14 protein-coding genes and 1 other annotated feature are annotated in these 13,338 nt (G+C 52.9%); of the genes, 3 read left to right on the plus strand and 11 right to left on the minus strand.

Features of this window, described 5'->3' with window-relative positions; all coding sequences use genetic code 11:
* Nucleotides 1-41: 41 nt before the first annotated feature.
* Nucleotides 42-968: a DNA-binding transcriptional regulator DsdC gene (dsdC, locus tag FOB24_RS01380; RefSeq protein ID WP_038642948.1), complete on the minus strand. Its 927-nt coding sequence runs from the start codon at nucleotides 966-968 to the stop codon at nucleotides 42-44.
* A gap of 228 nt (nucleotides 969-1,196) precedes the next feature.
* Here dsdC and dsdX point away from each other — a divergent pair, with 228 nt between their 5' ends.
* Together dsdX and dsdA are read left to right on the plus strand one after the other, a co-directional pair.
* The gene (gene dsdX, locus FOB24_RS01385; RefSeq protein ID WP_038635692.1) at nucleotides 1,197-2,534 is read left to right on the plus strand and encodes a D-serine transporter DsdX; all 1,338 of its coding nucleotides are present in this window, start codon (nucleotides 1,197-1,199) and stop codon (nucleotides 2,532-2,534) included.
* Nucleotides 2,535-2,551: 17 nt separating this feature from the next.
* Nucleotides 2,552-3,874: a D-serine ammonia-lyase gene (dsdA, locus tag FOB24_RS01390; protein WP_110496406.1), complete on the plus strand. Its 1,323-nt coding sequence runs from the start codon at nucleotides 2,552-2,554 to the stop codon at nucleotides 3,872-3,874.
* Nucleotides 3,875-3,885: 11 nt separating this feature from the next.
* Here dsdA and FOB24_RS01395 read toward each other — a convergent pair whose 3' ends face one another.
* The 6 genes from FOB24_RS01395 to ibpA all read right to left on the minus strand — a co-directional run bounded on the left by FOB24_RS01395 (nucleotide 3,886) and on the right by ibpA (nucleotide 8,019).
* The gene (locus FOB24_RS01395) at nucleotides 3,886-4,398 is read right to left on the minus strand and encodes a radical SAM protein (protein ID WP_038635697.1); all 513 of its coding nucleotides are present in this window, start codon (nucleotides 4,396-4,398) and stop codon (nucleotides 3,886-3,888) included.
* A gap of 14 nt (nucleotides 4,399-4,412) precedes the next feature.
* Nucleotides 4,413-4,775 carry a DUF202 domain-containing protein gene (locus FOB24_RS01400; RefSeq protein ID WP_085049149.1) on the minus strand — a complete coding sequence of 121 codons (363 nt, stop codon included), beginning with the start codon at nucleotides 4,773-4,775 and terminating at the stop codon, nucleotides 4,413-4,415.
* Entirely contained in the window at nucleotides 4,765-5,124 is a 360-nt protein-coding gene (locus FOB24_RS01405) for a YidH family protein (protein ID WP_150344442.1), read from the minus strand. The genes FOB24_RS01400 and FOB24_RS01405 overlap by 11 nt, the downstream gene beginning before the upstream one ends.
* 174 nt (nucleotides 5,125-5,298) lie before the next feature.
* Nucleotides 5,299-6,960, minus strand: coding sequence for a putative transporter (locus FOB24_RS01410; RefSeq protein ID WP_038635704.1), 1,662 nt, complete (start codon nucleotides 6,958-6,960; stop codon nucleotides 5,299-5,301).
* 124 nt (nucleotides 6,961-7,084) lie between these two features.
* Entirely contained in the window at nucleotides 7,085-7,513 is a 429-nt protein-coding gene (gene ibpB / locus FOB24_RS01415; RefSeq protein ID WP_005121488.1) for a small heat shock chaperone IbpB, read from the minus strand.
* A 92-nt stretch (nucleotides 7,514-7,605) separates the two neighbouring features.
* The gene (ibpA, locus tag FOB24_RS01420) at nucleotides 7,606-8,019 is read right to left on the minus strand and encodes a small heat shock chaperone IbpA (RefSeq protein WP_006687722.1); all 414 of its coding nucleotides are present in this window, start codon (nucleotides 8,017-8,019) and stop codon (nucleotides 7,606-7,608) included.
* Nucleotides 8,013-8,085: a sequence feature (ROSE (Repression Of Heat Shock gene Expression) occurs in the 5'-region of heat shock genes and acts as an RNA thermometer to modulate expression.), on the minus strand. It overlaps the preceding gene by 7 nt.
* A 238-nt stretch (nucleotides 8,086-8,323) precedes the next feature.
* On the opposite strand from ibpA, the gene FOB24_RS01425 reads away from it, so the two are divergent.
* Nucleotides 8,324-8,656: a YceK/YidQ family lipoprotein gene (locus FOB24_RS01425; protein ID WP_137346623.1), complete on the plus strand. Its 333-nt coding sequence runs from the start codon at nucleotides 8,324-8,326 to the stop codon at nucleotides 8,654-8,656.
* Here FOB24_RS01425 and FOB24_RS01430 read toward each other — a convergent pair whose 3' ends face one another.
* The 4 genes from FOB24_RS01430 to FOB24_RS01445 all read right to left on the minus strand — a co-directional run bounded on the left by FOB24_RS01430 (nucleotide 8,657) and on the right by FOB24_RS01445 (nucleotide 13,296).
* Complete coding sequence (locus tag FOB24_RS01430) at nucleotides 8,657-9,883, minus strand: DUF3748 domain-containing protein (protein ID WP_137346622.1); 1,227 nt, start codon at nucleotides 9,881-9,883, stop codon at nucleotides 8,657-8,659.
* Nucleotides 9,884-10,019: 136 nt separating this feature from the next.
* Nucleotides 10,020-11,141, minus strand: a complete 1,122-nt coding sequence (locus FOB24_RS01435) for a DUF4056 domain-containing protein (RefSeq protein ID WP_190971855.1) — start codon at nucleotides 11,139-11,141, stop codon at nucleotides 10,020-10,022.
* 17 nt (nucleotides 11,142-11,158) lie between these two features.
* The gene (locus tag FOB24_RS01440; protein WP_223851250.1) at nucleotides 11,159-12,244 is read right to left on the minus strand and encodes a BamA/TamA family outer membrane protein; all 1,086 of its coding nucleotides are present in this window, start codon (nucleotides 12,242-12,244) and stop codon (nucleotides 11,159-11,161) included.
* A 41-nt stretch (nucleotides 12,245-12,285) separates the two neighbouring features.
* On the minus strand, nucleotides 12,286-13,296 hold the full coding sequence (locus tag FOB24_RS01445; protein ID WP_051594498.1) for a hypothetical protein: 1,011 nt from the start codon (nucleotides 13,294-13,296) through the stop codon (nucleotides 12,286-12,288).
* Nucleotides 13,297-13,338 lie beyond the last annotated feature (42 nt).

The raw sequence follows: 13,338 nt of genomic DNA on the forward strand, positions 1-13,338 counted from the left end.
TTCCGTGTAGAGAGAAAGCGTAAAAAATATGCATGACCCGCTTATTTAACCTGCTCCTGTAGCCAGCCAATAAACGCCTCGATTTTCGGCCACTGCCTGCCGGGCAGCGTGGTGATGTAGTAATGCTGATGGCATTTCAGCGCCATATCGCCAAAAGGCGCGACCAGCTCTCCGCTATCGAGGCGTTTTTGCACCAGCCTCTTACGGCCCATCGCTACGCCGATGTGATTCATTGCCGCAATCACCGCTAAATCAGAACGATCGAAACCAATGCCCGACGATGTCGGCAAATTTACCGCAAAATGCTGCGCCCAGCTGTGCCATTCATCGGTCCCGGAATCGTTGCTCCACGCCTGTCTGTCATGCAGCAACGTACAGTGCGGCAAATTCACCAGCGAGCCAGTGAGACCATAACGAGAGGCATAGTCCGGGCTGCAGACCGGCAAAATCTCTTCATCCATCAGGAAATGATGCGTGAGCTGCGCGGAGGGCGCATCATCAAAATAGATCGCCAGGTCGATGCCGGCACGCTGCAGATTGACGTTGTCGTTCCCAGTCAGCATGGTCAGCGAAATCGACGGGTAGCGACGGGTGAAGTCGCCGAGCGCCGGAACCAGCCAACACTGGGCGATAGAGGGCCGTGAGTACACGGTGAGCGTCCCCGACAGTTCCTGATTTTTGATATCAAGAATTTCCTGGTTAAGCGTGTCCAGCGACGATTTCAGCGCCCAGAACACCCGTTTACCCTCGTGAGTCAGTTCCACTTTGCGGTGAGAACGGACAAACAGCTGAATACCCAGCTCATCTTCCAGCTGATTAATGCGGTGGCTGACAGCACTGGGGCTTAATGACAACTCCTCTGCCGCCAGCGCAAACGACTGATGGCGGGCCGCCACTTCAAAGGTATACAGCTTTGACAGCTGCCAGCCGTTAAGTAGTCGGTTTCTGACTTCGCGTAGGGGATCCATATTCATCTCTGTCATCCTGAATCATGCGTCGGAGTGTAAAAAAAACCGCTGTAAAAATCAGCACAAAGATGATTCATAGTGAACCATATCGCATTAATGACGTGTAATTAGACGTAAATCACTCACTTGATGCAATCTGGCTCATGTGAAAGAGGATTTATATCGTTTGTCAGACCCTGCCTTATTTTTGTCCAATAACCTCAGGTTAATCACAGGGCAAGGTGAGTTATGCACTCTCAAATCTGGGTTGTGAGCACGCTGCTGATAAGCATCGTGTTAATCGTTTTGACCATCGTGAAGTTCAAATTCCACCCGTTTCTGGCTCTGCTGTTAGCCAGCTTCTTCGTGGGTACGATGATGGGTATGGGGCCGCTGGATATGGTCAATGCCATTGAGAGCGGCATCGGCGGTACGCTGGGCTTCCTCGCCGCGGTTATCGGCCTCGGGACCATTCTGGGCAAAATGATGGAAGTGTCCGGCGCGGCAGAACGCATTGGCCTGACGTTACAGCGCTGCCGCTGGCTTTCCGCTGATGTCATTATGGTGCTGGTCGGGCTGATTTGCGGGATCACGCTGTTTGTTGAAGTCGGCGTGGTACTGTTGATTCCGCTGGCTTTTTCGATTGCCAAAAAGACCAATACTTCACTGCTGAAGCTGGCGATCCCACTGTGTACGGCGCTGATGGCGGTGCACTGTGTGGTGCCGCCGCATCCGGCCGCTCTGTTCGTCGCGAATAAGCTGGGTGCGGACATTGGCAGCGTAATTGTTTATGGTTTACTGGTGGGCTTAATGGCCTCGCTTGTCGGCGGGCCGCTGTATCTGAAATTTCTCGGTAACCGCCTGCCGTTTAAACCGGTGCCGGCTGAGTTTTCCGACCTGAAAGTGCGCGACGAAAGTACGCTGCCGTCGCTGGGCGCAACGCTGTTTACCGTCCTGTTGCCGATTGGCCTGATGCTGGTCAAAACCATTGCTGAGTTGAACATGGCAAAAGGCAGCACGCTGTATACGCTGCTGGAGTTTATTGGTAACCCGATCACCGCGATGTTTATTGCCGTCTTCGTGGCCTACTACATTCTCGGCCTGCGTCAGCACATCGGCATGGGCGCGCTGCTGACCCACACTGAAAACGGGTTTGGTTCGATTGCCAACATTCTGCTGATTATCGGCGCAGGCGGCGCATTCAACGCTATCCTCAAGAGTAGCGGGCTGGCGGATACCCTCGCGCTAATCCTTTCAAACATGCATATGCACCCAATTCTGCTGGCGTGGCTGGTGGCGTTAATTCTGCATGCTGCGGTGGGCTCTGCCACGGTGGCGATGATGGGCGCGACGGCAATCGTGGCACCAATGCTGCCGCTCTATCCCAACGTTAGCCCGGAGATCATCGCTATTGCAATTGGTTCCGGCGCCATTGGCTGCACGATCGTCACAGATTCCCTCTTCTGGCTGGTGAAGCAGTACTGCGGCGCCACCCTGAATGAGACGTTCAAATACTATACGACCGCGACATTTATCGCGTCCGTGATTGCACTGGTGTGCACATTCCTGCTTTCCTTTATTATTTAAGCGCGAAGAGACTGACTATGGAAAACATTCAAACACTTATCGGCCAGTATCCTTTAGTGGAAGATCTGGTGGCTCTCAAAGAGACGGCCTGGTTTAACCCTGGCACCACCTCTCTTGCAGAAGGTTTACCCTATGTTGGCCTGACCGAACACGATGTTCAGGATGCCCATGCCCGGCTGACGCGCTTCGCGCCGTACCTGGCACAGGCCTTCCCGGAAACCGCAGCCACCGGCGGCATTATTGAGTCTGAGCTGGCTGCAATCCCATTGATGCAAAAACGCCTGGAAAAAGCATTCGGACAGCACATCTGCGGCGAACTGTTGCTGAAGAAAGACAGCCACCTGCCGATTTCCGGCTCAATTAAAGCGCGTGGCGGCATTTATGAAGTCCTGACCCACGCGGAAAAGCTGGCGCTGGAAGCCGGTCTGCTGACGACAGAAGATGATTACAGCATTCTGCTTTCACCTGAATTTAAACAGTTTTTCAGCCAGTACAGCATCGCGGTAGGCTCCACTGGCAACCTCGGGATGTCGATTGGCATCATGAGCGCCCGTATCGGCTTTAAGGTGACGGTACATATGTCTGCCGACGCGCGCGCATGGAAAAAAGCCAAACTACGCAGTCACGGCGTGACGGTCGTCGAGTATGAAGAAGATTACGGCGTGGCGGTTGAACAGGGCCGCAAAGCGGCAGAGTCCGATCCGAACTGCTTCTTTATTGATGATGAAAACTCCCGCACGCTGTTTTTAGGTTACGCGGTGGCTGGTCAGCGTCTGAAGGCGCAGTTCGCGCAGCAGGGTCGCGTGGTGGATTCGGACCATCCGCTGTTTGTCTACCTGCCGTGTGGCGTCGGCGGCGGTCCAGGCGGGGTGGCGTTTGGTCTGAAGCTGGCGTTTGGCGATAACGTACACTGCTTCTTCGCCGAGCCGACCCATTCACCCTGCATGCTGCTGGGGATTTATACCGGGCTGCACGATACCATTTCCGTGCAGGACATTGGCATCGACAACCTGACGGCGGCGGATGGGCTGGCGGTGGGCCGCGCTTCGGGGTTTGTCGGCCGGGCGATGGAACGTCTGCTCGACGGTCTGTACACCCTGGACGATCAGACGATGTACGACATGCTGGGCTGGCTGGCGCAGGAAGAAGGGATTCGCCTTGAGCCTTCAGCGCTGGCGGGGATGGCCGGTCCGCAGCACGTTTGCGCCTCTGCTGACTATCAGCAGATGCACGGCTTCAGCGCCGACCAGCTCAATAACGCCACTCATCTGGTGTGGGCGACCGGCGGCGGCATGGTGCCGGAAGCCGAAATGGCGCAGTATCTGGCCAAAGGGCGATAACGGCGCTGAGCTTAACGCAGCATCGCCATCAGTTCCATCGGTGAGCGATGCTGCTTAAGCAGGTCACGCATCACGCGCATATGCGGCGCGGTATGGTTGAAGAAAGCCTGATATCCTGTACACAGCACGCCCTTTCCATTCTCCTCGCGATACGCAGGACAATCTCCATGGTAGTACTGAAACAAAGAGCATGCCTGACAGCGTGTATTCTGCAGTGTCATCGTCTGGCATTCAAACAGTGCAGTCCGACCACACCACTGGCGTAGCGTATTATCGAAAAGCTGAATAGATATTTGATTAATATCTTCACGTACCCAGATATCAAATATCGCAATTAAAAATCGCCCCCACCCGTCCGGCGTCACTGAATCTTCAGTCAGGTAACCTGAAGCATCGCGCTTAATCAAAGGAGTAAACTGTACGAGGCGAACTTTTCCTTGTTGCAAACCACGATACAATTCAACCGGTTGTAAACTTTTCTGGTGGTTAATCACCATTTCTAAAACGTCATCACTAACATCCATGTTCTCACATCCTGTCATGCAAAATTCTCGATAAATACGATAAGTTGGCGAACATGCGTTACAGCAAACAGTATTGCGAGGGATAACACCGCGAGGGAGATCATAAATTTGTCACGCACCGCGCGAGATTCAGAAAAATCACTATCACTCACATCCATGAGATTACGGCTGCGGGTATAACGCCAGAGAATAATCGCCACCAACGTCAGTATGACGATAGATATCCAGAACAGTGCCCCAGCCTGATGCCAGTTGTGCTTAATCGCCAGCGCCATTAACGCGCCATAACCCAACAACGTACGAAACCATGCCAACGATGTGCGCTCCGGTTGTAGTCCCGGATCGGCGATACGTCGCGATTTACGGCTATCCGGCATACAGCACCAGCACCAGCACCAGCACCATAACAATCACCGCTACAATCGTCAGCATTGCGCTGATAATGAGCAAACTGTGGGTGTAAGGCAAATCCTCTTTCAAGCGCATTGCCTTTTCATTACGTAACCAGCGCAAATAACCATAAATAGCCAGACCGCCAGCAAACAGACACAGCAACAGGGCCAATACTTCGCGAATAACTGGCGTGGCGAAATCCGGAGCCAGTTGATCCAGACCAACGCCTGCGGCCAGAAAACCTAACGAGGTGCGTATCCATGCCAGAAATGTGCGTTCATTTGCCAGCGAGAAGCGGTAATCCGGCGCTTCCCCTAGGCGGGAAATCTTCATGACGACTCCTTCAATATTGTTGTCTGGTCGTTATACCGGAACAGTTCAGCAGTATGAACCTGATTCGCAAACGGAAGAGAACGTAATGTGATGAGACAATGGAAAAAAAGATGTGGCGAATGGCGACTTGCACCGTATCCGACCTACAGGAGATGCAGGCCGGATACGCTGTTACTAACCTATCCCCCAGAAAATCACCGCCAGCAGCTGTGGGGTGATAATCCTCAGGAACATCACCAGCGGATAAACGGTAGCATAGGAGAGCGCCGCCGCCCCGCTGGTGGCATGCAGGTTGTTAGCAAACGCCAGCGCGGGGGGATCGGTCATCGAACCCGCCAGCATACCGCACAGCGTCAGATAGTTCATTTTGGCGAAGATACGCGCCAGCAGTCCCACGGTAATCAGCGGAATGGCGGTAATAAAAATACCGTACCCGACCCAACTCAGCCCATCGCCCTGGGTCAGCGTATTAACAAAATCACCGCCGGACTTCAGGCCAACCACCGCAAGGAACAGCACAATACCTAACTCTCGCAGCGCCAGGTTAGCGCTGGGAGGCATAAACCAGTACAGCTTACCAATACTGCCAATACGCCCCAGAATTAAGGCCATGATCAGCGGTCCACCGGCCAAACCCAATTTTAACGCCACCGGGAAACCCGGGATGAACAGCGGGATGGACCCCAGTAGAACACCCAGTCCTATACCGATAAATACCGGCAGCATCTGCACCTGTTGCAGTTTTTGCTGCGCGTTGCCGACAACATTGGCAACGGCATCAATGGATGCGGGACGCCCCACCAGATTGAGGATATCCCCGAATTGCAGGCTGGCATCGCTGCTGGCCACCAGCTCAACGCCCGCACGGTTCAAACGGGAGATAACCACGTCGTAACGTTCTTTAAAATGCAGGTCGCGGATACGTTTACCCAGCACCTGTTCGTTGGTCACCACCACGCGTTCAACGCGTAAATCAGTACCTCGCGTCGACAGCGATGTGTCCACCTCCTGCCCAATCACCACCTGCGCGTTATGCAGGTCACCGGGCTGGCCGACCAGGTGTAGCAGGTCGCCCATCTGGATAATCGTCCCTGGCGACGGCACCATCAATGTCTCTTCACGTTTCAGACGCGAGCAGATGATTTTATCGCTGTTCAGAATTGGGACATCCTGAATCGCCATATTGTTGAGGTTCGGGTTTTCCACGCGGATGTTCATCGTCTGAATCAGCGCGTGTCCGTTGGTCAACGTGGATTCATGCTGCTGAGCTTCAGCATCGACGTTAACGCGGAAAATAAGGCGCATCAGCCACATCGTGAGCAAAATACCGCAGATACCAAAAGGATAAGCCATGGCATAGCTCATCCCCATCTGGTCTACAATATCTGCTGGCGTCCCCAGATCGCGCAGAATTTGCTGCCCGGCCCCCAGCGCCGGCGTATTGGTGACCGCGCCGGAAAATATCCCCAGCACCACCGGAAGGGGAATGGCAAAAATCTTATGCAGGATCGCGGTGACCAGCCCCCCCATGATGACAATCAGTACGGCAAACAGATTCAGCCGCAGCCCGGAAACGCGCAGTGACGCAAAAAAGCCCGGCCCCACCTGAATACCGATGGTGTAGACGAAAAGAATCAGGCCAAATTCCTGAATGAAATGCAGCATGTCGCCGCTCAGGGTCATCCCTGCCTGATCGACAAAATGTCCGACGATAATACCGCCGAACAGCACCCCTCCGATGCCAAAACCAACGCCACGTATTTTTATGTTGCCGATCCATAATCCGACAACCGCCACCAACGCCAGAACGCTGACCGTCAATGCTATATCACTCATTATCCTGTTCCCTGTGAATAACATCATTAAGTAAATGGATTCTCGCAGAGTACAGTCGCAATGTATGGGTGGTAAAGCACAAAAAAGCCCCGTCATTTCTGGCGGGGCAAAGGCATGGAGCTATTTAGCTATTTAATGCGGGACGTTCGCTGATGGCGATACGTTGTGGGGCAATGGTTTCAGGTTCATTACGGGTCAAATCGATATGCAGCAAGCCGTTAGTAAAGCTTGCGCCGGAGACCTCCATATTTTCAGCCAGCGTAAAGCTCAGACTGAACGACTGAGTAACCAGCCCCTGGTGCAACCATTTTGTCTCTTTTTCCGGCTGCTGCGGTGTACCTTTCACCGTCAGGCGTGTGCCTTCCAGTTGAATATCCAGATCTTCCTGGCGGAAACCGGCTAACGCAAGGGTAATGCGATAGTGGTTATCATCGCTCTTTTCGATGTTATAGGGTGGGAAGCTCTGGCTTTCACCGGCGTTTTGTAACGCATTGGCCAGTTTGTCAAAACCGATCCATTGACGCAGCAGTGGGGATAAATCGTAGTTACGCATAATAATCTCCTTCTAAGAAGCGAGTAGGTACCTTTCGGCTCCCTGACGGCAAGCCGATTGCTTAGCAGGGCCGCCTGAAGCGGCCCACAGAATTAGTTGATTTCGATGCGGCGCGGTTTGTTCGCTTCGGGAATAACGCGCTCAAGATCGATATACAGCAGACCATTCACCAGGTTTGCGCCGCGAACATGAATGTTCTCCGCTAACTGGAACTTACGTTCGAAGTTGCGCTCGGCAATACCCTGATACAGGTAAGTACGTTCTTTTTGCTCATCCGCATGAGCGCCTTTTACCACCAGCAGATTGTCCTGCGCGGTAATTTCCAGCTCGCTTTCAGCAAAACCGGCAACGGCAATCGCAATGCGGTAATGGTTTTCGTCTACCAGCTCAACGTTGTACGGAGGGTAGCCGCCATTACTCTGGCTCTGGTTGTTTTCCAGCAGGTTAAACAGACGGTCAAAACCAATAGCAGAACGGTACAGCGGGGATAAATCAAAGTTACGCATAATCAATAGCTCCTGAAATCAGCGAGAATATGAGACCTTCCATCATGGACAGGTCAGGTAGCCAGGACACCCATCAGGCATGCCCTTCTGTTGTCTACATCCTAAAAATGGGTCTTAACACAAACTTTTCAAGTGTATTCATCTGACTTTTTTTGCAGTTTGTTGTCTATTGCATACACTGAGGAGAGCAGTTGTTATCGATAAATCGCGATAGCCGCCACAGTGCGACGAAATGGTGATGTTATTTTCGCAACGGATCGCTTTAACTCACCATGCAAACACGATGAAAACAGATGAATAAACGATGATAAAAAAAATGTTGGTAACACTGACAATGTGCAGCGGGATGGCGTTTTTGAGCGGTTGTTCCAGCATAATGTCGCATACCGGAGGCAAAGAAGGGACGTATCCTGGCACACGCGCCAGCGCCACCATGATCAGCGAAAGTGATACGAATTGGGGAACGAAGTCGCTGGCGATTCTGGATATGCCTTTTACTGCGGTGCTGGATACCGTATTGCTTCCGTGGGATCTCTTTCGTAAAGATAACTCGGTGAGATCCCGCGTAGAAAAGAGCGAGGAGAGAATGCAGGCCACGAATGCCGTTATCCCCCCGGCGAAAATGACTGCACCTTAATTAACGCCCTGTTTCAGTCATCCACAGTTGGCGGAAACCTTCGACCTCTTCCATCCACGCAACCAGTCGCCCATCAGGAGAGAAGACAACCGCATCGGCCGACGGAGGGTTGCCGTGACGCGCCGTTAAAAAATCAATCTCTCCCGTCTGAGCATCACAACAGGCTATTCTGTTTTCCAGCACAAATCCCAGCCATTTCCCTGATGGATGCCAGTTGAATGCCGACTGAATACCCGTGGCGCAACGGGTAAGCTGACGCGGCTCACCACCCTGTGGTGGAATTAACCACAGCTGCACAACGCCATAGTTGTCGCGCATTAAAAACGCAATTTCAGACGTCTGCGGATTACTGCGCACCCAGTGGCGCGGCTGATTCACCAGCCCCGGAAAGGCGCGCTCATGAGTAAACGTCAGGCGACGTTGGTGAATACCGGATGGCGGCGCAGGCATTGTCGCCTCTGTGCCCTCCAGCGGAGCATCACCCGGCTGTTTCCAGCCGCTTTCATTCTGAGGCAAATCAACAATAAACAGCTCCGGCACTTTCTCACCGCTCACTGACAACGTATCGCCGATAAACGCCAGCGTGCTTTCGCCCACCCAACCTTCTTCATAGGCGCGGTTTATCTCATCGCTCCCCGGTTTTGGCGCCGGCGTCGTTTGACTCACCAGCACGCACCAGCGGCTCCCGCTATATTCACGTGGATGCTGCGCGGATACGTTCACCGGACCATACGGCGCAGCCACGCCGACGTTACGTAAATCCAGCGCCGGGGAGCGTTCATGCAGCACATGGTCGTTATAAGTAAAACTGACAAACTCACCGTTCGGGCTAAAGACATGCACATGACTGCCGCCGCGTAACGCGCCAGGCGTATACGGCGCGGTGATATCCATCGCATCCAGATTCGTCACCTCTGCCTGCGAAACAATCACCCCACGGCGATGATGAAAGTCGTAATCCCATGTTTCATCTGGATTTTCTGGCCCATGAATAAAAACATACTTTTCCGACTTTGGATGAACGGTCACCACGCCAACATGTGCCCCCTGAGTGGCCCGGTAAATCACCTCCAGTTCGCCAGTATGAACATTGACGCGTTCAATCGTTTCCCCCGTAAAAGAGGCACCGGAAGGACGCACGTCGAAGACCAGCCACTGACTGTCCGGGGTCCAGGTGTTGATATTGGTAAGCTGATGATTACGCGGCGTAAAGGTGATTTGCTTCATGGGATGCCCTGATACAAGACGATTTAAGCAATCATACTTCACAAGCACTTCACTTGCAGGATTTAGCGTAGCGATTATCGGATTGGGCCCGGCATATGCAGAAAACCTCCGCCAGTGAAGTTCTGGTGGAGGTTTTTTAATAAAGGAATGAATGCTCATCCACTTTCGACAGATTATCCCTGGCACCTGCAAGCGTAGCCAGCGCAGGGAAATTAGCATCGCTATACCAGGATTGTGGTAAAGGTAGCCGCGCCATGTTACTTCCGGGCCGGAGTTGAAGTTGCGCCAGCGAATCAAGGGAATAATTTCGCCAGTGATGCGGTAATGACAGGCGTAGCGGCGCGGCTTTTTCGCCCGGCACTGGCGTTGGCAAACGCGAATCACTTACATCGTAGTTTCTGTGCAGCACCAGATATTTCTCCGGCACCCGACGCTGGCTGTTCCACCACTTGCCATCCAGCATATCAAACTGAAAACGGGTTATTGTTTCTGACTTAGCTCCCAACTGCGTTAACGCCTGACGCAGTGCATTATTCATTGCCGCATCGTACATCCCTGATGTTGCCAGTTGCCCATCAAGGATCAGCGACACCGCAATTCTTGCCCCCAACAGGTTGGAGTAGAGATCTTCCGGTGAAAATGCGGAAACTTCCTCAGAAAACCCAGGAACTGACTCAAAACCGTCCCATTGTGCAATTTCATGCCAGGCCGCGAGCTGAAAGGCCAGATGTGCTGCCAGCCAGGCAGCTAATGCGTAACGATCGCCCGCCGTTTCAGGTGGTGTGAAGGCGTTGAAAACGATATGCCGCTCCGCCAGTTCATCTTCGAGTCGCAACGTAAAAGGCTGACCTAACTGTGGAAGTAGATGGCTAAAAAGCCAGACCGTCATATCTGCGGTATCTCGTACATGCGCGATATCGATGAAACCGCCGCGAGAGGTGTACACAATGCCATTGTGTTCATGCCCAATGCCGGCCAGGTTCACTAGCCCTAACAGCAGGCTATCGTTATAGCGATGCTCGCCAATACCGTTAGCTGTCACGACGTTATTAAGTTCATAAAACGGTACTGGCATATCCAGCACCTGCGCGTGCAGGTCGTAACCAAAAGCGCAGCACGGACGTAACCCTTGGGGTGCAGGGAGCGGCGAAACAACTGGCCAGGCGGTGCTTTCGGCCTTGTCATCTTCATTTACCAACTGCAAAGGTACAGGTATCGCAGCATGGACCCCGACCGTTGCCAATAACAAGATAGTCATCAGCAGCACTTTATTGATCAAAACGCCTCTCCTACCTGAAAATAAAAACCGCTGCTCCCTTTGCCAATGCCATAATCCAGACGCACATTCACCCGCGGCTTAAATTCAAAGCGATACCCCACCCCCGCCGAGGGTAGCCAGCGTCCGTCATCCAGCGCGCTAAATGATGGCCCCATCGTCCCTGCGCCCAACCAGCCAACCACGCCATGCCGCCAGTCAAGTTTGCGGCGATACTCTACCTGCCCGCTGACGGCGTTTTTATCGCGATAGCGTCCTTCGTAATAGCCGCGCATCCGCTGATTGCTACCGAGCAGCGGCATCATGCTCCACGGCACATCCCCCTGAGTAAAGGCACCGTCCATCTCCCATGCCAGTACGTCCTGGTCGTCCAAAGAGTGATAACGGCTGTAGTGCAACTGGTATTCATCAAACCGGGTATCGCTCCCCGCATCGGGCGTATAGCGGGTATAGCGTACGTCGGCATATTGTCCCTGGCGCGGGTTAGGAACAAAGTCGCGGTCATCCCAGCTAAGTTCGACACTGCTGCCGGAACTTAGCACCGACGCGCCCTGCCCGGTATTTTCAATTTTTAGCGGATCATTACCATCCATTTGCGCAGCATGTTGCGCGTTCAGCGACCAGCCGACGCCCAGATAGATATTAGGCGCTACCCGACGATATAACGTGGGGTGCAGATCCAGATCCTGAGCCGTATATTGCTGTTTCTGGCTGTCTTTATCACCGGCACTAAATCCCTGCCCCCAGTACCAGGTTGGCGTATCGGTTAATGCGCCATTGAGAAAGAAACGCCAGCGATCGTCGGCAAAAAAGGCATAATTTTGCATAGTGACGCCGAAAGCGCCCGTTGAGCTAAAGTAGCCGCTGAGGGTCAGCGTCGAGTTCTGACTCACCGTGTCGTTTGGGTCTGGGCGATACATTCCCACCACCGCGGTACCTATCCCCAGCCCCAGCTCCGGAGTGTAAAATGGCCCCGGCATTACGCCCCAATCGATTCCTTTGCTGGCGTTAAAGTTATCGCTGGCGCCCAGTGTATTCAGCCAGCCGTCAACTTCGTCGCGGGTCGGTAATTCTGCCTGCGCAATGCAGGCGAACAGACTCACCAGCAACAAGAAAGCGAGGCGGATCAAAAGCGGTACTCTCCAGCCATGAAAAAACTGTTACGGTCGGCAAAGCCAATTTCGGTCGTCACGTTAAAGTTTCGGGTCAATTCATACTGCGCCCCGACCAGTACGTTCCAGGGGGATTGCAGATGCTGTTTAACGTCGAAACGGCCATTGCCGTCCTTATTCGCGATATCCACCATTTTCTGCAGCGTCTCAGACGGCATATTGAGATCGCTAAGGCTACCCCTGAATTCTTGCTGCACGTCCTGATACATACTGCCAATCCACAGATTCAGCTTGCCGGACGGCAAGTACAGTGCTTCCACACCCGGGGTGGTAAAGCGATAACCGACTCGCGGAGAAACCGTGAAGGCATCAATACTACCGTCAAGAATGTCAAACTGCGTCTGAGTATAATTGGCATCAAAAGCCGTAAACCAGTTACCCACACCGCCCACCAGTGTCGTCCCCACACCGTAGGTCGTGCCTTTAAAGTCGAGCTGAAACGCCAGGTTTTGCAAATTGTCTGGCGTGTGAACTTTGCGTGGACCTTTAATGCCTACACCAATCTGCGAAACGGAGTGACCGTCGGTATAGCCCACCAGGCCATAGACGTTCATAAACGGCAGCAGCCAGGCATCCAGTTTCAGGGTTTCTGTTTTGCTTCTCTCGCGCGTATTGCCAACGTTAATTTTGAATGCGTTATCCAGCGAATGACCACCCAAAGAAAGGCCATTAAAGTTAATACTGTCTACATTAATATTCTGCCTGATATTCATGTAGTTAATATTTACACCAAACGGCTCAGGCAGGTCGTAACCACGTTTACGCGCCTCGTCACCTAAGAAGGGCAAAACGGAGTGGCTTGCAGCAGGTTTAGTCGCCGGTTTTACCGGCAAAGAAGCGGCCTGACCATCATCCTGATAATCATACAAAGGTGTTAACGTTGAGCCAGAATCCGTCGCAGCACAGGCTTGAAAAATCAAACAGGAAGACGTCATCAACACCAGGCGAATGCTTGTGTTAGTCATAAGAAAACATAGTTGCAGGCAGGAACCGCCTGAATATAAAAG

The sequence above is a fragment of the Citrobacter werkmanii genome (assembly GCF_008693645.1).
GTDB lineage: Bacteria > Pseudomonadota > Gammaproteobacteria > Enterobacterales > Enterobacteriaceae > Citrobacter > Citrobacter werkmanii.